20 protein-coding genes are annotated in these 21,384 nt (G+C 71.0%); 12 read left to right on the forward strand and 8 right to left on the reverse strand.

Annotated elements, in window-relative coordinates:
* Positions 1-91: 91 nt before the first annotated feature.
* Together ACIRPU_RS36500 and ACIRPU_RS36505 are read right to left on the reverse strand one after the other, a co-directional pair.
* Positions 92-676: a nicotinamidase gene (locus tag ACIRPU_RS36500; protein ID WP_403875142.1), complete on the reverse strand. Its 585-nt coding sequence runs from the start codon at positions 674-676 to the stop codon at positions 92-94.
* 97 nt (positions 677-773) lie between these two features.
* The gene (locus tag ACIRPU_RS36505; RefSeq protein WP_403875144.1) at positions 774-2,171 is read right to left on the reverse strand and encodes a nicotinate phosphoribosyltransferase; all 1,398 of its coding nucleotides are present in this window, start codon (positions 2,169-2,171) and stop codon (positions 774-776) included.
* A gap of 146 nt (positions 2,172-2,317) precedes the next feature.
* Here ACIRPU_RS36505 and clpS point away from each other — a divergent pair, with 146 nt between their 5' ends.
* The 4 genes from clpS to ACIRPU_RS36525 all read left to right on the forward strand — a co-directional run bounded on the left by clpS (position 2,318) and on the right by ACIRPU_RS36525 (position 5,567).
* Complete coding sequence (gene clpS / locus ACIRPU_RS36510) at positions 2,318-2,626, forward strand: ATP-dependent Clp protease adapter ClpS (RefSeq protein WP_355701634.1); 309 nt, start codon at positions 2,318-2,320, stop codon at positions 2,624-2,626.
* An 11-nt stretch (positions 2,627-2,637) separates the two neighbouring features.
* Positions 2,638-3,246: a DUF2017 domain-containing protein gene (locus tag ACIRPU_RS36515; RefSeq protein ID WP_403875146.1), complete on the forward strand. Its 609-nt coding sequence runs from the start codon at positions 2,638-2,640 to the stop codon at positions 3,244-3,246.
* 320 nt (positions 3,247-3,566) lie between these two features.
* The gene (locus ACIRPU_RS36520; protein ID WP_403875148.1) at positions 3,567-5,000 is read left to right on the forward strand and encodes an amino acid permease; all 1,434 of its coding nucleotides are present in this window, start codon (positions 3,567-3,569) and stop codon (positions 4,998-5,000) included.
* A 144-nt stretch (positions 5,001-5,144) separates the two neighbouring features.
* On the forward strand, positions 5,145-5,567 hold the full coding sequence (locus tag ACIRPU_RS36525) for a Mov34/MPN/PAD-1 family protein (protein ID WP_403875150.1): 423 nt from the start codon (positions 5,145-5,147) through the stop codon (positions 5,565-5,567).
* A gap of 87 nt (positions 5,568-5,654) precedes the next feature.
* Here ACIRPU_RS36525 and ACIRPU_RS36530 read toward each other — a convergent pair whose 3' ends face one another.
* Both ACIRPU_RS36530 and ACIRPU_RS36535 read right to left on the reverse strand, forming a co-directional pair.
* Positions 5,655-6,014: a hypothetical protein gene (locus ACIRPU_RS36530; protein ID WP_403875152.1), complete on the reverse strand. Its 360-nt coding sequence runs from the start codon at positions 6,012-6,014 to the stop codon at positions 5,655-5,657.
* Positions 6,015-6,182: 168 nt separating this feature from the next.
* On the reverse strand, positions 6,183-8,531 hold the full coding sequence (locus tag ACIRPU_RS36535) for an immune inhibitor A domain-containing protein (RefSeq protein ID WP_403875154.1): 2,349 nt from the start codon (positions 8,529-8,531) through the stop codon (positions 6,183-6,185).
* 368 nt (positions 8,532-8,899) lie between these two features.
* Between ACIRPU_RS36535 and ACIRPU_RS36540 the strand changes: the two genes are divergently transcribed.
* Positions 8,900-9,262: a hypothetical protein gene (locus ACIRPU_RS36540; protein WP_384120043.1), complete on the forward strand. Its 363-nt coding sequence runs from the start codon at positions 8,900-8,902 to the stop codon at positions 9,260-9,262.
* Between the two features lie 66 nt (positions 9,263-9,328).
* Here ACIRPU_RS36540 and ACIRPU_RS36545 read toward each other — a convergent pair whose 3' ends face one another.
* Positions 9,329-10,048, reverse strand: a complete 720-nt coding sequence (locus ACIRPU_RS36545; RefSeq protein WP_355701640.1) for an RDD family protein — start codon at positions 10,046-10,048, stop codon at positions 9,329-9,331.
* Positions 10,049-10,163: 115 nt separating this feature from the next.
* Positions 10,164-11,927 carry an RDD family protein gene (locus ACIRPU_RS36550; protein WP_403875156.1) on the reverse strand — a complete coding sequence of 588 codons (1,764 nt, stop codon included), beginning with the start codon at positions 11,925-11,927 and terminating at the stop codon, positions 10,164-10,166.
* A 273-nt stretch (positions 11,928-12,200) separates the two neighbouring features.
* On the opposite strand from ACIRPU_RS36550, the gene ACIRPU_RS36555 reads away from it, so the two are divergent.
* A complete protein-coding gene (locus tag ACIRPU_RS36555; protein WP_355701642.1) occupies positions 12,201-12,677 on the forward strand; it encodes an SsgA family sporulation/cell division regulator in 477 nt (158 codons plus the stop codon).
* A gap of 103 nt (positions 12,678-12,780) precedes the next feature.
* Here the strand turns inward: ACIRPU_RS36555 and ACIRPU_RS36560 are convergent, their stop codons facing one another.
* Positions 12,781-14,151, reverse strand: coding sequence for an FAD-binding oxidoreductase (locus ACIRPU_RS36560; protein ID WP_403875158.1), 1,371 nt, complete (start codon positions 14,149-14,151; stop codon positions 12,781-12,783).
* Between the two features lie 98 nt (positions 14,152-14,249).
* On the opposite strand from ACIRPU_RS36560, the gene ACIRPU_RS36565 reads away from it, so the two are divergent.
* On the forward strand, positions 14,250-15,737 hold the full coding sequence (locus ACIRPU_RS36565; RefSeq protein WP_403875160.1) for a hypothetical protein: 1,488 nt from the start codon (positions 14,250-14,252) through the stop codon (positions 15,735-15,737).
* 50 nt (positions 15,738-15,787) lie between these two features.
* Here ACIRPU_RS36565 and hppD read toward each other — a convergent pair whose 3' ends face one another.
* Positions 15,788-16,933 carry a 4-hydroxyphenylpyruvate dioxygenase gene (gene hppD / locus ACIRPU_RS36570; RefSeq protein WP_403875162.1) on the reverse strand — a complete coding sequence of 382 codons (1,146 nt, stop codon included), beginning with the start codon at positions 16,931-16,933 and terminating at the stop codon, positions 15,788-15,790.
* Between the two features lie 126 nt (positions 16,934-17,059).
* On the opposite strand from hppD, the gene ACIRPU_RS36575 reads away from it, so the two are divergent.
* The 5 genes from ACIRPU_RS36575 (at position 17,060) to ACIRPU_RS36595 (ending at position 21,358) form a co-directional block, all read left to right on the forward strand.
* Positions 17,060-17,542 (forward strand): Lrp/AsnC family transcriptional regulator, encoded by a 483-nt coding sequence (locus ACIRPU_RS36575; protein ID WP_355701646.1) that lies wholly within the window; start codon positions 17,060-17,062, stop codon positions 17,540-17,542.
* A 70-nt stretch (positions 17,543-17,612) separates the two neighbouring features.
* Positions 17,613-18,260, forward strand: a complete 648-nt coding sequence (locus ACIRPU_RS36580; RefSeq protein ID WP_385559404.1) for an ABC transporter permease — start codon at positions 17,613-17,615, stop codon at positions 18,258-18,260.
* A 16-nt stretch (positions 18,261-18,276) separates the two neighbouring features.
* The gene (locus tag ACIRPU_RS36585) at positions 18,277-19,527 is read left to right on the forward strand and encodes a betaine/proline/choline family ABC transporter ATP-binding protein (protein WP_403875165.1); all 1,251 of its coding nucleotides are present in this window, start codon (positions 18,277-18,279) and stop codon (positions 19,525-19,527) included.
* Positions 19,524-20,375, forward strand: a complete 852-nt coding sequence (locus tag ACIRPU_RS36590; RefSeq protein WP_403875167.1) for an ABC transporter permease — start codon at positions 19,524-19,526, stop codon at positions 20,373-20,375. The genes ACIRPU_RS36585 and ACIRPU_RS36590 overlap by 4 nt, the downstream gene beginning before the upstream one ends.
* Positions 20,372-21,358, forward strand: coding sequence for a glycine betaine ABC transporter substrate-binding protein (locus ACIRPU_RS36595; protein WP_403875169.1), 987 nt, complete (start codon positions 20,372-20,374; stop codon positions 21,356-21,358). The genes ACIRPU_RS36590 and ACIRPU_RS36595 overlap by 4 nt, the downstream gene beginning before the upstream one ends.
* Positions 21,359-21,384: the final 26 nt, after the last annotated feature.

Below are 21,384 nucleotides of genomic sequence, written 5' to 3' on the forward strand. Positions count from 1 at the left end.
GCCACCCGCTACGACAAGACCGCCGAGTCCTACCAGGCAGCCGTCACCCTCGCATCGCTCCTGATGTGGGCGTGACATTTGAAGACAACTCCTAGACCACCGGCTTCCCGGTGAGTTCCACGCCGGCCGCGCGCAGTTCCTCCAGGGCCCGGTCGGTGCTCTCCTTGGCGACGCCGGCGGTGAGGTCCAGCAGGACCTGGGTGCGGAAGCCCTCGCGGGCGGCGTCCAGGGCGGTGGCGCGTACGCAGTGGTCGGTCGCGATGCCGACGACGTCCACCTCGTCGATCTGGCGGTCCCGCAGCCAGTCGCCCAGCCTGGCGCCGTTCTCGTCGGCGCCCTCGAAGCCGCTGTACGCGGCCGCGTAGGCGCCCTTGTCGAAGACGGCGTCGATGGCGCCGGAGGCGACGGCGGGCGCGAAGTTGGGGTGGAAGCCGACGCCCTCCGTGCCCGCCACGCAGTGCGCGGGCCAGGAATGCATGTAGTCGGGGTTGTCGGCGAAGTGGCCGCCGGGCGCGATGTGGTGGTCGCGGGTGGCCACCACATGCCGGTATCCGGCGGGCGCCTGCCCGATCAGCTCGGTGATGGCGGCGGCCACGTCGGCGCCGCCGGTCACCGCGAGGCTGCCTCCCTCGCAGAAGTCGTTCTGCACGTCTACGACGATCAAGGCGCGGCGCATGGGCGGTGTCCTTCGACTGAGGGTGAAGTAATTGAGCCTAGAGACTTTGTCGGCCCCGCGGGAGGGGGCGTCGCCCGGTGTGCGCCGGGCACACGCCCTAGTTACCCGACAGGCCCTGTACATACTCCGTGGGAATGACGGGTTCCCCGCGCGACAGCTGGGTCGCGGAGAGGGGCAGGCCGGCGCGGACCGCGGCGTGGCGGTCGCGGACGGCGTCCAGGGGCTCGCGGCCGACGACCTCGCCGCCCTTGACCAGCTCGAGGAGCAGCTGGTGGTCGGCCAGTGCGGCGGGGACGGGCCCGGTGCCGACGACCTCGGCCTCGGCCACCCCGTACGCGTCGGGCCGGCGCGCCGCCCACTTGCGGCCGCCGATGGAGGTCTTGCCGCCGGTGGACTTCTTCGCCACCGGCACCAGTGGCGCCTCGGGGTCGGTGGATCCGGCGCGGGCGACCAGCTTGTAGACCATCGAGGAGGTCGGGTGCCCGGAACCGGTCACCAGCTGGGTGCCGACGCCGTACGCGTCGACGGGGGACGCGGCCAGCGAGGCGATGGCGTACTCGTCGAGGTCGGAGGTGACGATGATCCGGGTGTTCGTCGCGCCGAGCTCGTCGAGCTGCTGGCGCACCCGGTGGGCGACGAGGAGCAGGTCGCCGGAGTCGATGCGGACCGCGCCGAGCTCGGGCCCGGCGACCTCGACGGCCGTGCGGACGGCCTCGGCGACGTCGTAGGTGTCCACGAGCAGGGTGGTGCCCCGGCCGAGCGAGTCGACCTGGGCCTGGAAGGCGTCCCGCTCGCTGTCGTGCAGGAGGGTGAAGGCGTGGGCGCTGGTGCCCACGGTGGGGATGCCGTAGCGGAAACCGGCGGCCAGGTCGGAGGTGGTGGCGAAGCCGCCGATGTAGGCGGCGCGGGAGGCGGCGACCGCGGCCAGTTCGTGGGTGCGGCGGGCGCCCATCTCGATCAGGGGGCGCTCGCCGGCGGCGGAGGACATCCGGGAGGCGGCGGCCGCGATCGCGGAGTCGTGGTTGAGGATGGAGAGGATCACGGTCTCGAGGAGCACGCACTCGGCGAAGGAGCCCTCGACCCGCATGATCGGCGAGCCGGGGAAGTAGACCTCGCCCTCCGGGTAGCCCCAGATGTCACCCGAGAAGCGGTATCCGGCGAGCCATTGCAGGGTCTCGTCGTCGACGATGTTCCGCTCCCGCAGGAAGCCGAGGACGTCCGCGTCGAAGCGGAGGTTCTCGACGGCGTCCAGGACCCGCCCGGTGCCCGCGACGACGCCGTAGCGCCGGCCGTCCGGCAGCCGCCGGGTGAAGACCTCGAACACGCTGTGCCGTTCGGCCGTGCCCGCTTTCAGGGCGGCCTGGAGCATCGTCAGTTCGTACTGGTCCGTGAAGAGCGCCGTCGACGGAACGCCCACCCGTCGCCCACCACCACCCTTCCGAGGAAGCGCTTCGCGCCCTTCTTCTTCTGGCAGCCCAAGGTCCGCAACGTCCACTTACCTCACCCAGTCCGTGACTCTCCGGCTACCCCAGGCGCGGCCGGGGGCCCGGGGGCCGTCCCCCGGTGTGTGCAGCCTGGCAACGGATAGTACTCCCTTTTCGTCGGTGTGACGATTTCCCGGATGCGTGGCAGCATGGGCTTGTGACGTCACCCGCTCCCCTTGAGATCGAACGTACCGAGTCGGCGGAGGAGGTCTTCGCCGTACCCGAGCCGGACGTCCCGTGGGTCACGATCGTCCACAACGACCCGGTCAACCTCATGAGCTACGTGACGTACGTCTTCCAGTCGTACTTCGGGTACACCAAGGACAAGGCCACCAAGCTCATGATGGACGTCCACCACAAGGGCCGGGCGGTCGTCTCCAGCGGCTCGCGCGAGGAGATGGAGCGCGACGTGCAGGCCATGCACGGGTACGGCCTGTGGGCCACCCTCCAGCAGGACCGGAAGTAGCCTGCCCTCCTATGCCTGGACACTTCGAACCGCTCCCCGGCGGCGGCGCGGCCGTCGCGCTCGACGACGTCGAGATCTCCATCATCCGGTCGCTGGCCGTGCAGCTCCTGGAGCTCATCGGCCCCGGCCCCGCCGAGGACGCCCCCGACGACCCGCTCGCCGAGCTCTTCGCCGAGGGGCCGAGCGAGCCCCCCGCCGACCCGGTGCTGCGCCGTCTCTTCCCGGACGCCTACACCGATCCGGAGGGCACCCCGGGAGCCGCACGGGCGGACGAGCAGAAGGCGCACTCCGCCGAGTTCCGCCGCTTCACCGAGAACGACCTGCGGGCCGGAAAGCGCGAGAACGCCCTCGCGGTGGTCCGCTCGCTGGACGCGCTGACCTCCGAGGCGGCCGGTGCGGGCGGGGCGGTGCTGAAGCTGACGCCGCAGGAGTCCCAGCAGTGGCTCCGCGCACTGAACGACCTGCGCCTCGCGATCGGCTCCCGTCTGGAGATCACCGACGAGGACGACACCGACCTCCTCTACCGGCTGCCGGACGAGGACCCGCGCAAGCCGATGGTGATGGCGTACCTGTGGCTGGGCGGGCTCCAGGAGACGCTCGTGACGACCCTTCTGCCCTGATTCCTTCGCTTTTTCGTTCGCTCAGAGGACGCTCAAATCCGGATAACGATCGCGTCAACGCGACGGCCGGGAGTGTCCTCTTTGTGTCTCGTTCATCCGCTTCTTCTTGTGTCGTGCGCCACAGGCCACCCCGGTGATCAATATTGCGGGCGTGATAAATCTTCACGACCGCCCGGCGAACACCACCCGTATGTTCGGCCGGGTGCGCCACCGAGCCGGTTGATCGCCGGCCAGGCATCGCTCCATCAATCCGGGGGGATCGAAACCCGATCCGAGGCCGACGAGAGGCCCGGTTCGGCATGGAGAAAGGCGCACCACACATGACCTCTGAGAAGGTCACTGACACCGCTGTCACTGACACTCCCGAAGAGGGGTACGAACGCGGGCTCGGCAGCCGCCAGGTCCAGATGATCGCGATCGGCGGCGCCATCGGCGTCGGGCTCTTCCTGGGCGCCGGGGCGAACATCGCCAAGGCCGGTCCCAGCCTCATCCTGATGTACGCCCTCGCGGGCGGGATCATCTTCTTCATCATGCGGGCACTGGGCGAGCTGCTGCTCTACCGCCCGGTCTCGGGTTCCTTCGCGGAGTACTCCCGCGAGTTCCTCGGCCCGTTCTTCGGCTACTTCACCGGCTGGACGTACTGGCTGATGTGGGTCGTCACCGGCATGGCCGAGCTGACGGCCGCCGCGATCTACGTCAACTACTGGTTCCCGGCCGTCCCCCAGTGGGTGACCGCGCTGGTCTTCCTGGTGATCCTGTTCGGGGTCAACCTGATCTCCGTGAAGCTCTTCGGTGAGCTGGAGTTCTGGTTCTCGATGGTGAAGGTCACCGCGCTGATCGGCATGATCGTCATCGGTCTCGGCGTCCTCACGTTCGGCTTCAGCAGCGCCGGCGACACGGCCGCGGTCTCCAACCTGTGGGCCTTCGACGGCTTCTTCCCCAAGGGCGTCGGCTCGTCCCTGATGACCCTCCAGGGCGTCATGTTCGCCTACCTCGCGGTCGAGCTGGTCGGCGTCACGGCCGGCGAGTCGCAGGACCCGGAGAAGACCCTCCCGAAGGCGATCAACACCCTGCCGTGGCGCATCGCGCTGTTCTACGTCGGCGCGCTCACGGTCATCCTCTGCGTCGTGAAGTGGACGGAGTTCGCGCCGGGCGTGAGCCCGTTCGTCGAGGCGTTCGCGAAGATCGGCATCCCGGCGGGCGCCGGCATCGTGAACTTCGTCGTGCTGACGGCGGCCCTGTCCTCCTGCAACTCGGGCATGTACTCCACGGGCCGCATGCTGCGGAACCTGGCCGACAGCGGTGAGGCCCCCGCGGTCTTCCGGAAGCTGTCGTCGACCAAGACCCCGGCCTTCGGCATCACGGTCTCGGTCCTGTTCATGGGCATCGGCGTGATCCTGAACTACGTCGTCCCCGAGAAGGCCTTCGGCTACGTCACCTCGGTGGCCACCGCCGCCGGCATCTGGACCTGGCTGATGATCCTGATCAGCCACGTCCTCTACCGCCGCGCGGTCGTCGCGGGCCGGCTGCCCGCCTCGTCCTTCCCCGCCCCGGGCGGCTCGGCGTTCAGCTGGGTGGCCATCGTCTTCCTGCTCTTCGTGACCGGCCTGATCGCGTACGACGCCGACTCCCGGATCTGCCTGTACGTGATGGCGGGCTGGGCGGTCGCGCTCGGCATCGGCTGGGTGGTCCTGAAGGGCCGCAACCCGGAGATCACCGCCCGGCGCGAGCCGGAGTTCGAGAAGGTCGGCTGACCGACCCGTCGACCATCCCCGGGACGTCCCGCCGCAGGGAGCACTCGTGGCGCCCCCTGCGGCAGCCGCTCAGGACGTCCGCGATGTGGGCCGTTCCGTACCACCCACCGGTACGGGGCGGCCCCTTTGCTTATCCTGGCGACCATGCTGACCATCACCCAGGCCCTGCACGACCAGATCGTCGCCCACGCGCGCAAGGACCACCCCGACGAGGCGTGCGGCGTGGTCGCGGGTCCGGCGGGCACGGACCGCCCGGAACGCTTCATCCCGATGCTGAACGCGGCCATGTCGCCCACGTTCTACGAGTTCGACTCGGGCGACCTGTTCAAGCTCTACCGCGAGCTGGACGACCGCGACGAGGATCCGGTGATCATCTACCACTCGCACACGGCCACGGAGGCGTACCCGTCCCGCACGGACATCTCGTACGCCAACGAGCCGGGCGCGCACTACGTGCTGGTGTCGACGGCGGACACGGACGGCGGGGGCGAGTTCCAGTTCCGCTCGTTCCGCATCGTGGACACGGTGGTCACGGAGGAGGACGTGCGGGTGGTCGAGGCGTACTGAGGCGCCGACCGCGCCCACACGACCGCCGCGCGCACGCCTACGCCCACGCCCAGCCGCCGTCGGGCCGCCGCCGCGTCGCCGCCCCGCCTACGCCGCCGCCGCGCCCCGCAGCAGCGACCGGATGGGGCGCCACAGCTCCGGCACGACCACGACGCCGACGATCGGGACACCGTTGTCAGGGGCCGTGCGCCAGATCAGGCCGTCCGGGTGGTGGAGCACCGCCGTGACCTCGTCCGGGGTGGGTGGCGCCGCGTTGCCGCGCAGGTAGACGGCGCGCAGGCCGAGATTGCGGAGCCTGGTCAGGGCCCGTGCCCGGTTGTGGGCATGGACCAGCACGCGGACGCCCGCGGAGGGGCCCGGCAGGCCCTCCCGGGCGGTGGGGCTGGGCAGGTTCAGCGCCACCACCACCATGCCGTCGGGCAGCTTGCAGAAGCCTCCTGCGGCCATGCGGTCACACCCCCGTGCGAGTCGGTATCGAGGTCGTCGCCGAGGTCGCTGTCGAGGTCGGCGTCACTGTCGGTGTCAATAAGAAGGGCACAGGAGGCACCTAAACACGATCGGCGGCAACCCGCCAGGGGTTGCCGCCGATACGCGTCTGACCTGCTGAAACGTCGACTACTTAGCCGACGGACCCACCTTCACCTTGATCGTCGAGCCGTTGAGGGCCTCGTTGACGATCTTGATGGAGGTGTTGGTGTCAGTGACCTTGACGCCCGCGAGCGGGGTCGCCGCGTCGCTGTACGTCGACTTGCCGTCGTCGAAGACCGGGACACCCGGACGCGACTTGATCTTGACCGCGACGTCCGCCCTGTGCAGCGTGATCGCGTCGGTGCGGTACTGACTGAAGGGCGAGTCGAAGCTCTGCAGACGGGCGTTCATCACGGAGCCGTCGGCCCACTTCAGCGCGGTCGGGTGCGAGTCGATCGGGAGGATCAGGCCCTCACCCGGGTGCTGGCTGGTGTTGTCGTCCGCCTGCGAGGTGTCCCACTTCCAGATCAGCAGACCGTTCTGGTACGGGTAGTGCTCCACCCAGTCGGGACGGGTCGTCGAGAAGCCGAAGTTGTACGGGCCGACCTTGAGGGTCTTGTCGTACGACACGTACTGGCGGTTCTCGGCGATGTAGTACTGGGCGTAGTCGTCCGTGATGGACGCGCCGATGCGGGAGAAGCCGGTCGCCGTCCAAGCCGCGTCCGCGGTCTCCGCGTTGTCGGCGAAGAGCGTGGCGCCGTCCGCCGTGACCGTGATCTCGTCGGCCGCGAAGCCCTTCAGGGCCACGCCGCCGTCGGTGGCGTAACGGAAGCGGACGCTGATCTTCTGGCCCGCGTAGGCGTTCAGCGGGAAGGTCAGCTTCTGGTAGGCGTCGACCGTGCCGGTGAGGGCGGGCTTGCCGCTGCCGTCGCGCGGGATGGCGCTGCCGTCGGCCAGAGTGCCGTCGACCGGCGTCCAGTTGGCGCCGTCGGTGGAGACCTCGGTGTACAGGTAGTCGTAGTCCTGCTCGATGTCCCACCAGCCGTCCAGGGACAGCGAGGCCGACGTCTTGCCGGTCAGGTCGACCGCACGGGTCAGGGTGTTGCGCAGGTCGTCGCCGCTGCCGCTCCACCACTGCGTGGCGCCCTGGGCCGGGGCGACCACCTCGGTGGTGACCTTCTTCTCCGGCAACTGGACCACGAGGGCCTGGGCGTTCTTGGTGTTGTACTCCGCGACGCCGAGGGTGTGGGTGGACTTCTTGCCCGCCGCGGCCACGTCGTAGTCCAGCCAGCCCAGCTGGAGCTTGTCCCAGGCGTTCATGTCGCCGGGAAGGTTGCCGATGGCCTCCTTGCCGGTGCCGAGCCAGGAACCGGAGGACATCAGCGTCCAGAAGCCGGTGGAGTTCTCGCCGCCGCCGGAGGTGTCGTACTCGTCCGGCAGGCCGAGGTCGTGGCCGTACTCGTGCGCGTAGACGCCGAGTCCGCCGTTCTCCGGCTGGATGGTGTAGTCGCCGATCCAGATGCCGGTGTCGCCGACCTGGGTGCCGCCGAGCTTGTTGGTGTCCGGGCCGGTGGCGCCGGCGTCGGTGCCGAAGGCGTACCAGCGGTGGGCCCAGATGGCGTCCGCGCCCTGGGCGCCGCCGCCCGCGGACTCGTCCTCGCCGGCGTGCACGATCTGGAAGTGGTCGATGTAGCCGTCGGACTCGTTGAAGTCGCCGTCGCCGTCGTAGTCGTAGCGGTCCCACTGGTCGAACTCGGCCAGCTCCGCCTTGATCTCGGCGGCGGTGGCGCCGGCCGCCTCACGCTCGGCGACCCACGCGTTGACGCCGTCCTGGACGGCGTACCAGGCGCCGGTGGAGGCGGCGTTGGAGCCGTACCGGGCCTCGTTGTAGGGGACCTTGACCCAGTCGGTCACCTCGCCCTCGACCGAGTAGCGGCCCGAGGACTGCTTCTCGTAGTACTTCTTCAGCGACTCGGTGTTCTTGCCGGTGCCGAAGTACAGCTCTTGGAAGTGCTTCTGGTTGTAGTCCGCCTGCCAGGCGGTGGAGTTGTCCTTGCCGCGGTCCGGCGCGGCTATCTGGTTGTGCAGCGGACCGGCCGTGCCGCCGTAGCGGCTGTCGACCTGGTCGCCGAACTCGACGAGGATCGTGAAGATCTTGTCGGTCTTCTCGCGGCCGAGCTCGACGTACTTGCTGTCGCCCTTACGGCTCTTGAGCTGGACGACCTTCGAGCCGTCCCGGTCCTTGACCGACGCCTCGCCGGATATGACCTGCTGGAGAGCCTCCTCTCGCTGCGCCTCCTGGGTCTTGCTGAGCGGGCCGTCGAAGTCGTGCTCCTTGGCCTTGGCCGGCTGCGGGTCCTGCCGGTCCACCGCCGGGGCCTTCGCCGAGGTGTTGTCGGCGGCCTGTGCCACGGCGAACGTCGAGAACGTCGCCGAGGCCGCCGCAAGGGCGACGACGGTGGCGGCCGTCCTGAACGTCCAGGATCTACTGGTCACTTGATGTCCTCCCGGGCACGCGTCCGGACGCGCGGAAAGGGGGGATCCCTGTCAAGGAAGGTCCGCGCGCTGTTATACGCGTGTAGTCAAGTGACGCCATTTGACTACTGGTTTACGAGAAAAGACAGACCTTGACTTGGACAAGTCAACTGCATTATTGGGAGCGGGTGTTCGTATTGCGGACATGTGAAGGTAACGTGGCGGAGGCCGCGACGGGCGCGCGGGACAGTCCACTTGGTGGACGTCATGACTCCGTGCGCCCCCTGTGCACCGGCACCGTGGGTTAGGTCACGCTTACCGCTCGTCCCGCTCGGGCATGCAGGCGAATAGAGTCGAGACCGCCCCCGCTTCCGAGGACACCGATTGCCATGCCTCGTCCGACTGTCGCACAGCTCACGTACGGTTCCTGCACCGTCATCTGCTCGACGCTCGCCATGCTGCTGCTGTCACAGACGAGTTCGGGCCCCGGGATCGCGGTCGTCGTCGTCGCCGCGGTCGCACTCGGCGTGCTCGTCGCCATGACGGTGCCGGTACCGAAGCCGTCGCGCGCCCCCGTGGCCCGCTCCACGCCCCGTTCCGTGATCCGACCCGCGGCCCGCTCCACGGCGAGCGTGCCCGCGAACCGGCCCGAGCCCGTCACCGTTCCCGCCGCGCGCGCCCCCGTGCACGCGTCGGTCCCGGCTTCGGTCGGCTCGGCGCCCGAGCCCGTCCGGGAGCCCACGGCCCCCTGACACACGCGCGCACGACGGAGGGCCCACGCCTCGTGGCGCGGGCCCTCCGTCGTGCGCGCGGCCGGCTCACCGCGTGCTGACCACCACCGTCTTGGCCGCCTTGTCGTGCAGACCCTGCTTGTAGGGCTTGTCGAAGAAGCTCCAGCCGCCGCAGATCGCCGTCCACACACAGGCGCAGCAGAACGCGAACGGCACCCACAGCACCAGGGCGCGGATCAGCGAGGTCTGCGCGGAGGGCGTGGAGCCGTTGTCGAGGTTGGCCACGCGCAGGCCGAGCCACTTCTTGCCCAGCGTCTGGCCGGACTTGGCGGTCAGGATCGTGTCGTACGCGACGTACAGGATCGCGGCGAGGAGCTCCCGCCCGAAGGTCTTGCCGAACTCGATCTCGTCCGCGTCCACCGTGTACTGCGCGACCCCGAAGGCCCAGGCCAGCAGGGTCACCACGATGAAGACGAGGATCATGTCGATGATCCGGGCCAGCGTGCGCTTGCCGCTGTCGGCGAGCGGGGGCATCCCGGAGAGCGGGTCGGCGGGGTAGCCGCCGTAGGGGTCGCCGCCCTGCGGACCCCCGCCGTACGGGCCGCCGCCGTAGGGCGGGGGTTGGCCCGACCCACCGCCGTACGGATCGCGCGACGCGTCGTACGGCGAGCCCTGCCCCGCACCGGACGGGGGCTGACCCTGACCGTACGGGGGCTGCGGGGGCTCCTGCCGCGGGGGCCGCTTCCTGAACGGGTCGTCCTCCGGCGGCTCGCCGCCGCCGGAGCCGGAGGGCGGTTCGGTGGTCATGCACCCGAGTCGACCGCGAACCCGCGGGCTCCGCATCCGGCGAGCGGCCGTCCGGGGGACGGGGGCGCCGGTACGGCGACGCGGGTACGGAGGTGCGGAAGTACGCGGGTACGGGTCAGCCGGCGACGAACGTGTGCGCCGCCTTGTCGTGCCAGCACTGCCGCCAGGGCTTGTCGAACAGGCCCCATACGACGCCCACCACACCGACGACGAGCAGACCGGGCACGCTGTAGACGAGCCAGCGGCGCAGCGCCGCCCCGAAGGACGGGGGCCCGCCGCCCTCGATGTCCCGCACCTCGACGCCGAACAGCTTCTTGCCCAGCGTGCGGCCCCACTTCGCGGTCGGCACGGCCTCGTAGACGATCCCGAAGACCAGCAGCACGGCGAGGACGATCCCGAGGTACACCGACGTCGTGCCGTCGATCAGCCAGACGGTGACGGTCTCTCCGGTGAGCTTCGCGGCGTCGACCTTCGCGGTCACATGGTCGAGGGCCTTCACTCCCAGCGGCACGGCGGCGGCGGAGGTGACGGCCGCCAGGACGAGCGTGTCGACGAAGCGGGCGGCCAGCCGCTTGCCGAGGCCCGCGGGACGGGCCGAGGCCGCCCGCCGTGCGGCCGCCTGGAAGATGTCGTCCACCGGCGGCTTCCAGGGCGCGACGGGGCCGTCCTCGGCGCCCGCGAGCTGGTGCACCTGCTGGGCCCACGAGGGCTGCCCACCGCCGGGCCCCGCGGCCATCGGGACAGCGGCCTGCGCGGCGGCCTGCGGGGGCTGCGGCTGTGGGCCGGCGGCCTGCGGCGGCACGCTCGGAGCGTCCTGCCGGGGGCCGGAGAGGGCGGACGCCGACGCCTGGGCGCCGGGCTGAGCGCCGGGCTGAGCACCGGACGGCGCGGCCGGGAACGCCGCGGGGCCCTGCGGGGCGGGAGCCGGAACAGGGGCGGGAGCCGGAACAGAGGCGGCGGGGGCGGCGGGTGCAGGGGCGGGAGCAGGGGTCGGCGTCGGTGGGGCAGCCGCGACGTGTGCCGGGCCCTGGGGGGCCGGGAAGGCCGGGGGCTGAGCCACCGCCGCACGCTCGGCGGCCGCCTTGCCGGCGCCGAAACCGGGCGTGGCGGGGGCGGCACCGGGTCCGGCCGGCGCCCCGACCGGACCCTGAGCGCCGAAGGCGGCCGCGCCGGGGCCGGTTCCCGCCGTGGGGCCGGGCTCCTGCGCCGCGGCGGGGAACGCGGCCGCGTTGCCCGCCGGGCCGGTCGTGCCCGCGGGCCGCGCGCCGGACGCGCCGTCCTGGTGGCCGCGCGGGGCCGGCGGACGGAAGGTCACCGTGCCCTCGTCGGGGACGAGTCCCGGCGGACCGGAGGGACCGGACGCGGGGGCGGCGGCGCCTGGCGTCGGCCGGCGGAAGACGAACGTGCCCCCGGAGACCACGTCCCCCGCGCCGGCGCCGTCCTCGGGTTCCGCGGGCGGGATCGTCGACGTGCCGTCCGTGCTCGTCGACAGGCCCTCGGGCTGGGCCGGTGCGGGCGAGGGCGCCCTCGGGTCGGCGCCCTGCGGCGCGCCCCAGGAGACCCGGCGGTCCTGGTCGCCGCCGAAGCCGGACTGGTGGGCGCGGTCGGCGCCCCACGCGGAGGCGGGCTCGGGACGGCCGCCGTACGGGTCCGCCGGCGCCGGGTCCTCGTCGAAGAAGTGCGGGCCGGTCTCCTCCACGGAGGCCGGCGGCGAGCCGGGCGGAGAGGTGAGCGGCCGGCCGTCGGAGGGCGCAGGCCGGCTGGTGCCCGGTACCCAGGAGGCACCGTTCCAGTACCGGACGTATCCAGGGATGGACGGGTCCGGGTAGTACCCCTCGCGGGGCCTGTCGTCGCCGGGTGCCGGGGTTGGGGCGCTCATGTCCGTCGTCCCGTATCTGCTCGGGGGTGGGTTGGGGGGCTCCACATCTATCAGACGGACGCAAGCCCCATGGCCAGTCCTGTCGGACCCGCCCCTTTCCGGGCAACCCCGTGCACGCTCTTCACACGTTCGGAACCGCCCGCCGATGCCCGGGGCCGGAACGCGCCGGAAAAAGTCCTCCGAACCCGCGTAATGGTTCCGGGTCCAGCCCCTCTCCACTCGTACGGGCCCGCCGCGGGCCCGCGCGAGGTCCGTCTCGAGAGGAGAACCGACATGCGTCACACCGTGGTGGAACGCGAGCTGGAGCTCAAGCTGATCCTGTCGCCGGAGCGCAGCGTCCCGGTACCGGCCCGGCTGGGCTACCGCAGCGACGACCCGTTCGCCGTCCACGTCGCCTTCCACATCAACTCCGAGCACCCGGTCGACTGGACGTTCGCCCGCGAGCTGCTCGTGGAGGGCGTGTTCCGGCCGTGCGGGCACGGGGACGTGCGGGTGTGGCCGACCAAGGTGGAGGGGCGCGGCGTCGTGCTGATGGCGCTGAGCTCGCCCGACGGGGACGCCCTGCTCGAGGCGCCCGCGGCCCAGGTCTCGGCCTGGCTGGAGCGGACGCTGCGGGTGGTGCCCCCGGGGGCCGAGGGTGAGCGGCTCGGCATCGACGACGGCTTGGCCGAGCTGCTCGCCCCGACTCCCGCGGACGATCTGTGGCTGTGCGACCCGTGGCCGTCGGACGAGTCCAAGGACGGGGAGTGAGGCCCCGGACCCGGCCCTTGTCCCTGTCTAGGCCCCGGCCCCCGTCCCGGTCCCGGCCCCCGCCTCGGCCCCCGCCTCGGTCCCCGTCCCGGTCCGTGCGGCGTCAGAACAGTTTGCCCGGGTTGAGGATGCCCAGCGGGTCGAAGGCCGCCTTGACCGCCCGCTGCATCTCCACGCCCACGGGGCCGATCTCGCGCGCCAGCCACTCCTTCTTCAGCACGCCCACGCCGTGCTCGCCGGTGATCGTGCCGCCGAGTTCCAGGCCGAGGCCCATGATCTCGTCGAAGGAGTCGCGGGCGCGCCGGCACTCGTCGGGGTCCGCCGCGTCGAAGCAGACCGTGGGGTGGGTGTTGCCGTCGCCCGCGTGGGCGACGACCCCGATGGTCAGCCGGTGCTTCTCCGCGATGCGCTCGACGCCCTCGATCATCTCGCCGAGCCTGGACCGGGGCACGCACACGTCGTCGATCATCGTCGTGCCCTTGACGGCCTCCAGGGCGACGAGCGACGACCGTCGCGCCTGGAGCAGGAGTTCGGACTCGGCGAAGTCGTCGGCGGGAACCACCTGGGTGGCCCCGGCCGCCTCGCACAGCGCGCCGACGGCGGCCAGGTCGGCGGCCGGGTCGGGGGTGTCGAAGGCGGCAAGGAGCAGAGCTTCGGTGGTCTCGGGGAGGCCCATGTGCGCCAGGTCGTTGACGGCCCTGACCGTCGTACGGTCCATGAGTTCGAGGAGGGACGGGACGTGACCGCCGGCCATGATCCGGCAGACCGCGTCGCAGGCCGCGGCCCCGGACGCGAACTCGGCCGCCAGCACCAGCTGCCGCGGCGGCTGCGGCCGGAGGGCGAGGACCGCCCCGACGACGATCCCCAGCGAGCCCTCCGAGCCCACGAACAGCCGGGTGAGGTCGTATCCGGCGACGCCCTTCGCGGTGCGGCGGCCGGTGGTCATCAGGCGGCCGTCGGCGAGCACGACGTCCAGGCCGAGGACGTACTCGGCCGTCACCCCGTACTTGACGCAGCACAGGCCGCCCGAGGCGGTGCCGATGTTGCCGCCGATCGTGCACATCTCCCAGCTGGAGGGGTCGGGCGGGTAGTAGAGGCCGAGTTCGTTCACCGCGCGGGAGAGGGTCGCGTTGACGACGCCCGGTTCGACGACGGCGATCCGGTCGACCGGGTTGATCTCGATGATCCGGTCCATCTTCGTCAGGGAGAGGACGACGCAGCCCTCGGAGGCGTTGGCGCCCCCGGACAGACCGGTCCGGGCGCCCTGCGGAACGACCGGGACGCGCAGCTCGGTCGCCGTGCGCATGACGTGCTGGACCTCTTCGACGGTGCGCGGCAGCACCACCGCGGCGGGGGTGCCGGCCGGACAGAAACTGGCCATGTCGTTGGCGTAGGAACCCGTGATGTCCGGGTCGGTGAGGACGGCCTCGGCGGGCAGGCCGCCGAGCAGACGGTCGACGAGGTGACGGCTCATGATCACAGGTTCGCACCCGGGGCCATCGGTGTGAACCCCGTCCGCCCGGCCCTTGGGCCGACGTCGTACGGTCGTCGTACTGACGCACAGTGAGCGCCATGGAGAACAGCGCCATCGAGAACGCGGAGCGCGCCGCCGAAGAGCGCACCGCCCCCGAAGAGGCCGCCGCGGGCGACGCGGCTCCCGCGGCCGCCGGCAAGGTTTCCCGGCTGCGTCGGCGGCTGCTCGTCGGCTCGCTCGTGGGGTGCCTCGCGCTGGGCGGCGGGTTGCTGCTGTGCCTGCCCGGCGGGGAGCCCGCGGCGCGGCGGGCGCCCGCGCCGGCTCCCGGGGCGCAGGCGGGCACCGCGGTCCGTGCCGGGGTGCCGGCCGCGCTGCCGGATCTGGCGGTGCTGATCGACGAGCGCGAGAGCCGGGTGCGGGCGCATCCACGGGACGCGCGGTCCTGGGCGGTGCTCGGCACGGCCTACGTCGAGCAGGGCCGGCGCACCGCCGACGCCGCCGTCCTGTACCCGAAGGCCGAGAAGGCGCTGCGGACCTCGCTGAAGGTGCGCCCGAAGGCCAACGCCGAGGCTCTCGACGGTCTGGCCGCGCTGGCGAACGCGCGCCACGACTTCCGGGGGGCGCAGTCCTGGGGCGAGGCCGCACGCAAGCTGGCGCCGAAGCGCTGGACGACGTATGCGCAGCTCATCGACGCGTACACCGGGCTCGGCGACTACAAGAAGGCCCGCAAGGCACTCGACTCGCTGACGGCGCTCCACTCCGGTCCCGCCGTGCGGGCCCGGGCGGCGGGCGTCTACTGGGACCGGGGCTGGCGCGAGGACGCGCAGGCGGCGCTGGCCGACGCGGCGGCCGGTGCCTCCTCCCCCGCCGAGCAGGCGGCCTGGCTGGAGCGGGCGGGGCAGCTGGCCTGGGAGCGCGGTGAGCGGGCGGACGCCCTGTGGCACTTCCAGGAGGCGGTCAGGATCGACCCCGACCAGCGGGCCGCGCAGGCCGGGCAGGGGCGGGCGCTGGCGGCTCTGGGGCGGACCTCGGAGGCGCTGAACGCGTACCAGGTGGCGCTCGCCAAGCAGCCGTCACCGGGTTACGCGCTGGAACTGGGCGAGCTGTACGAGTCGCTGGGGCTCGCCCAGGCGGCACGGGTGCAGTACGACCTGCTGCGGGCGCGGGTCCGCCAGGACGCGGCGGGCGGCGTGGACGGGGAGCTGGTGCTCGGCCGGTTCGAGGCGGACCACGGCGATCCGGCCTCGGCGGTACGGCGGCTGCGGGCCGAGTGGCGGCAACAGCCGGGCATCGCGGTCGCGGACGCGCTGGGCTGGGCGCTGCACCGGGCCGGGGACGACAAGGAGGCGCTGAAGTTCGCCATGATCGCCACCGACCGGGTGCACGGGGGCGCCATGTACAGCGCGCCGTACATGTACCACCGGGCCATGATCGAGCGGCAGTTGCAGATGGCGGGGCCGGCCCGGCGTCACCTGAGGGAGGCCTTGCAGATCAACCCGTACTTCTCGCCGCTGCTCGGCCCGGTGGCCCGGGCGGCGGTGGCCCGGCTGGGCGACGAGCCGGCCCCGGCCGAGCTGCCCGAGTAGGGGTCCCACCGCCGCCCTCCCGGTCGGCGCGTCGCTCGTGGTCGGCGCCGCTACAGGTTGCCGCGCTTCTCCTGCTCGCGCTCGATCGCCTCGAACAGGGCCTTGAAGTTGCCCTTGCCGAAGCCCATCGAGCCGTGCCGTTCGATGATCTCGAAGAAGACGGTCGGCTTGTCCTGGACCGGCTTGGTGAAGATCTGGAGCAGATAGCCGTCCTCGTCGCGGTCGGCGAGGATCTTCAGTTCGCGCAGGGTCTCGACGGGGACGCGGGTGTCGCCGACCCATTCGCCGAGGGTGTCGTAGTAGGAGTCGGGGGTGTCGAGGAACCGGACCCCGGCCGCCCGCATCGTCCGTACCGTCTCCACGATGTCGTTGGTGTTGAGCGCGATGTGCTGGACGCCGGCGCCGCCGTAGAACTCCAGGTACTCGTCGATCTGGGACTTCTTCTTGGCGATGGCGGGCTCGTTGATCGGGAACTTGACCTTGAGCGTGCCGTCCGCGACGACCTTCGACATCAGGGCGCTGTACTCGGTGGCGATGTCGTCGCCCACGAACTCCTTCATGTTCGTGAAGCCCATGACCTGGTTGTAGAAGCCGACCCACTCGTTCATCCGGCCGAGTTCCACGTTGCCGACGCAGTGGTCGATCGCCTGGAAGGTGCGGTGGGCGGGCGGCTCGACGATCGGCTCGGCGGCGGCGAAGCCGGGGAGGTAGGGGCCGTCGTAGCCGGAGCGGTCGACGAGGGTGTGGCGGGTCTCGCCGTAGGTGGCGATGGCGGCGAGGACGACGGTGCCGTGCTCGTCCTTCAGCTCGTACGGCTCGGCGACCGAGCGGGCGCCGTGCTCGATCGCGTAGGCGTACGCGGCCCGCGCGTCGGGGACCTCGATGGCGAGGTCGACGACGCCGTCGCCGTGCTCGGACACATGCCGCTCGAGGAAGTGGCCCCAGGCGGTGGCGGCCTTGATGACGGAGGTCAGGACGAAGCGGGCCGAGCCGTTGGTGAGCACGTACGAGGCGGTCTCGCGGCTGCCGTTCTCCGGTCCGGAGTAGGCGACCAGCTTCATGCCGAAGGCGGTGGAGTAGTAGTGCGCCGCCTGCTTGGCGTTGCCCACGGCGAAGACGACCGCGTCCATTCCCTTGACCGGGAAGGGGTCGGCCTGCCGGGCGGTGTCGGGAGTGTGGTGTGTGGTCTGCGTCATGGTCGAAGCCTCGCGCCGGGCAGCAAGGTGCGCAATAGTTCGCTTCATCACTGGGCAATGTGTTCAGCAGTACGAGGGTTTCGGCGGGCTGTCTGTACAGGGTGACCATCGTGGAGGCGGGCGGGTATGGCGATCGACCGACTGGACGGCCGGATCATCGTGCTGCTGGCCCGGGAACCGCGCCTGGGGGTGCTGGAGATGTCCCGGCGGCTGGGGGTGGCCCGGGGGACGGTGCAGGCGCGGCTCGACCGGCTTCAGTCGAATGGAGTCATCCGGGGATTCGGCCCCGAGGTCGATCCGGCGGCGCTCGGCTACCCGGTCACGGCGTTCGCCACGCTCCAGATCCGGCAGGGGCAAGGAGCCGACGTGCGGGCCCACTTGGGGTCCGTGCCGGAGGTGCTGGAGCTGCACACCACGACCGGCGGCGGGGACATGCTGTGCCGGCTGGTGGCCCGTTCCAACGCCGATCTCCAGCGGGTGATCGACCTGGTCGTCGGTTTTGATGGCATTGTCCGGGCCTCCACCGCGATCGTGATGGAGAACCCCGTTCCGCTGCGGATCATCCCGCTGGTGGAGCAGGCCGCCGAGGACGACCGGGCCGGGCCCTGACCCAGCGGACCTGACCCGGAGCTGACCCGGAACTGGTCCGGACCTGGTGGACATGGGGCGGTGAGGGCGTGTGAGCTTCTGGGAGTACGTCGGCAGCCGTCATCAGCAGCTGCTCACCGACGCCTACCAGCACGCCAGCGTCGTCTTCCAGTGCATGGTCGTGGCGACCCTGCTGGGCGTCGTGATCGGGGTGGTCACCTATCGCAGCGGCTGGGCGGGCAACCTCGCCACCGTCGGCACCTCCGCGATCCTCACCGTCCCCTCGCTCGCGATGATCGGTCTGCTGATCCCGCTGGTGGGGCTGGGTGTGCCGCCGACGGTCATCGCGCTGACCCTGTACGGGCTGCTGCCGGTGGTGCGCAACGCGATCGTGGGGCTGCGCGGCGTCGATCCCACGCTCGTGGACGCGGCCAAGGGCATCGGGATGTCCTCGGCGATGCGGCTCCTGCGGGTCGAGCTGCCGCTGGCCTGGCCGCCGATCCTGACCGGGATCCGGGTCTCGACACAGATGCTGATGGGCATCGCCGCCATCGCCGCGTACGCCTCCGGGCCCGGCCTGGGCAACGAGATCTTCCGGGGCATCGCCTCGCTCGGCAGCAAGAACGCGCTCAACCAGGTCCTGGCGGGCACGCTCGGGATCATCGTCCTGGCCCTGCTGTTCGACGCCGCGTACGTCCTCATCGGACGGCTGACGATTCCCAGGGGGATCCGTGTCTGAGTTCCCAGGGGGATCCGTGTCCGAGACCGAGTCCGGGGGTGACGCCCACGGCGCGACGATCGAGCTGGTGAATCTCACCAAGCGCTATCCGGGCAGTCCCCACCCCGCCGTCGACAACGTCACCATGGAGATCAAGGCGGGCGAGACCGTCATCTTCGTCGGCCCGTCGGGCTGCGGGAAGTCGACCACGCTGAAGATGATCAACCGACTGATCGAGCCGAGCGGCGGCCGGATCCGGATCGACGGCGAGGACGTCACCGACATCGACCCGGTGAAGCTGCGCCGCAAGGTCGGGTACGCGATCCAGTCGTCCGGGCTCTTCCCGCACATGACGGTCGCGCAGAACATCGCGCTCGTGCCGAAGATGATCGGCTGGTCGAAGGGGCGGATCCGGGACCGGGTGGAGGAGATGCTCGACCTGGTCGGGCTCGACCCCGGCGAGTTCCACGGCCGCTATCCGCGCCAACTGTCCGGCGGCCAGCAGCAACGGGTCGGTGTGGCACGGGCGTTGGCGGCGGACCCGCCCGTCCTGCTGATGGACGAGCCGTTCGGGGCGGTCGACCCGATCACCCGCGACCACCTCCAGGACGAGCTGATCCGGCTCCAGCACGAGCTGCACAAGACGATCGTGTTCGTCACCCACGACTTCGACGAGGCGATCAAACTGGGCGACCGGATCGCGGTGCTGCGCGAACGCTCGCACATCGCCCAGTTCGACACCCCGGAGGCGATCCTCACCAACCCCGCCGACGACTTCGTGTCCGGGTTCGTGGGGGCGGGGGCGGCGCTGAAGCGGCTCAACCTGAGCCGGGTACGGGACGTGGAGATCACCGACTACCCGACGGTGACCGTCGACGACCCGCTCCAGACCATCTTCAACAAGCTCCGCTCCAGCGGCACGAACGAGATCCTGCTCCTCGACCAGCGCGGACGGCCCTACAAGTGGCTGCGCCGCGGGGACCTGATGCGGGCCAGAGGCTCCCTGGCGCGGGCCGGAACCCTGGTCAGCGACACCGTGACCCGGGACGCCACCCTGCGGGACGCGCTGGAGGCGGTGCTCACGGACAACACCGGGCGGGTCGTGGTCACCGGGCGGCGGGGCGAGTACACCGGGGTCGTCGACATGGAGACGCTGCTGAACTCCGTGCACGAGCTGCTGGAGGCCGACCGGCTGGAGGCGCTGGAGGCGCAACACGAGCTGGAGGAGGCCCGGGCCGCGCAGACGCACGCGGAACAGGAGGGCCCGGGCGGGGAGGCGAAGGCATGAGCACTCCCGACCTGGACAAGAGCGGCGGCCCGGACGGGAGAACCGGGCCGCTGGGCGAGGCCGAGGACGAGCCGAAGGAGGCCAGGACCCCGCCCCCGGCGCCGCCCCGCCGCCGCCTCACCTGGCAGAAGCTGACCTTCCTGCCCGCCTTCCTCGTCGCCCTGCTGCTCGCGACCTGGCTGTGGTTCCAGCAGGCGGACCTGGACCCGATCTCCGAGAACGCGCTGTCGAACGGGCAGGTGTCGAAGGCGCTGTGGCAGCAGGTGCAGCTCACGGTGATCTCCACCTTCTTCGTGCTGATCATCGCCATCCCGCTCGGCATCCTGCTGACCCGGGGTTCGCTGCGCAGAGCCACGCCGTTCGCGATGGCCATCGCCAACATGGGACAGGCGACCCCCGCGATCGGTCTGCTCGCCCTGCTGGTGATCTGGCTGGGCACGGGCACGAAAGCCGCCCTGATCGGCATCATCGCCTACGCCATCCTGCCGGTGCTCGCCAACACCATCGCCGGCCTGAAGTCGAACGACCCGACGCTGCTGGAGGCGGCCCGCGGCATCGGGATGTCCGCGGTTGGCGTGCTGCGCAAGGTCGAGCTGCCGCTGGCCGTCCCGCTGATCCTGGCCGGCGTGCGGACGGCCCTCGTCCTCAACGTCGGCACGGCGACCCTGGCGACCTTCGGCGGGGGCGGCGGCCTGGGCGTGCTGATCACCACCGGCATCACCAACCAGCGCATGCCGGTGCTGGTGCTGGGCTCGATCCTCACCGTCTCGCTGGCGCTGCTCGTCGACTGGCTGGCCTCGCTGGCGGAAGTGCTGCTGCGGCCGCGGGGGCTGGAGGTGGACTCGTGAAGCGTTACCGCCTGGCGACCGCCGGGGCCCTGGCGGCACTGACCGGCTGCGCGCTGACCGGCTACGGACTGACCGGGTGCGGGCTCACCAGCGGCTCCCCCATGGTCGACGACGTCTCACCCGGGTCGATCGGACAGGGCGAGCCGCTCAAGGGCGCGCATCTCACCGTGACGTCCAAGTCGTTCACCGAGAACCTCATCCTCGGCGCGATGATGGGCATCGCCTTCCAGGCGGCCGGCGCGGACGTCCTGGACCGCACCGGCATCCAGGGCTCCATCGGCTCGCGCGAGGCGATCAGGAACGGCGACGCCGACGGCATGTACGAGTACACGGGCACCGCCTGGATCACCTACCAGGGCAACAGCAAGCCCATCCCCGATCCGCAGCAGCAGTGGCAGGCCGTGCACGACGCCGACCTGAAGAACAACGTCACCTGGCTGCCTCCGTCGCGGCTGAACAACACCTACGCGCTGGCCATGAACCAGGCCAACTTCAAGAAGTACGGCACCAGGACACTGTCGCAGGTGGCCGCCCTGTCGAAGTCCGAACCGAAGGCCGTGACGCTCTGCGTGGAGAGCGAGTTCGCCAACCGCGCGGACGGACTGCCCGGCATGGAGAAGGCGTACGGGATGTCCGTGTCGGCGTCACAGATCACGCAGATGGACACCGGGATCATCTACACCCAGGTCCAGAAGGGGAGTTGCACCTACGGGGAGGTCTTCACGACCGACGGGCGCATCAAGTCCATGAACCTGGTGGTGATGGCCGACGACAAGAAGTTCTTCCCCAACTACAACGCGGCTCCGGTGATCAACTCCAAGACGCTGAAGAAGTGGCCGGCGATCGCGAAGGTCATCGACCCGGTGACGAAGAAGCTGGACAACACGGTGGCCCAGGACCTCAACGCCAAGGTGGACGTCGACGGCGAGGACCCCCACCAGGTGGCCCTGGACTGGATGAAGCAGGAAGGGTTCGTCAAGTAGCGAAGCCACGGGGGCCTTACGGCCCG

The sequence above is a fragment of the Streptomyces sp. NPDC102259 genome (genome assembly GCF_044766465.1).
In the GTDB taxonomy this organism is placed as follows: domain Bacteria; phylum Actinomycetota; class Actinomycetes; order Streptomycetales; family Streptomycetaceae; genus Streptomyces.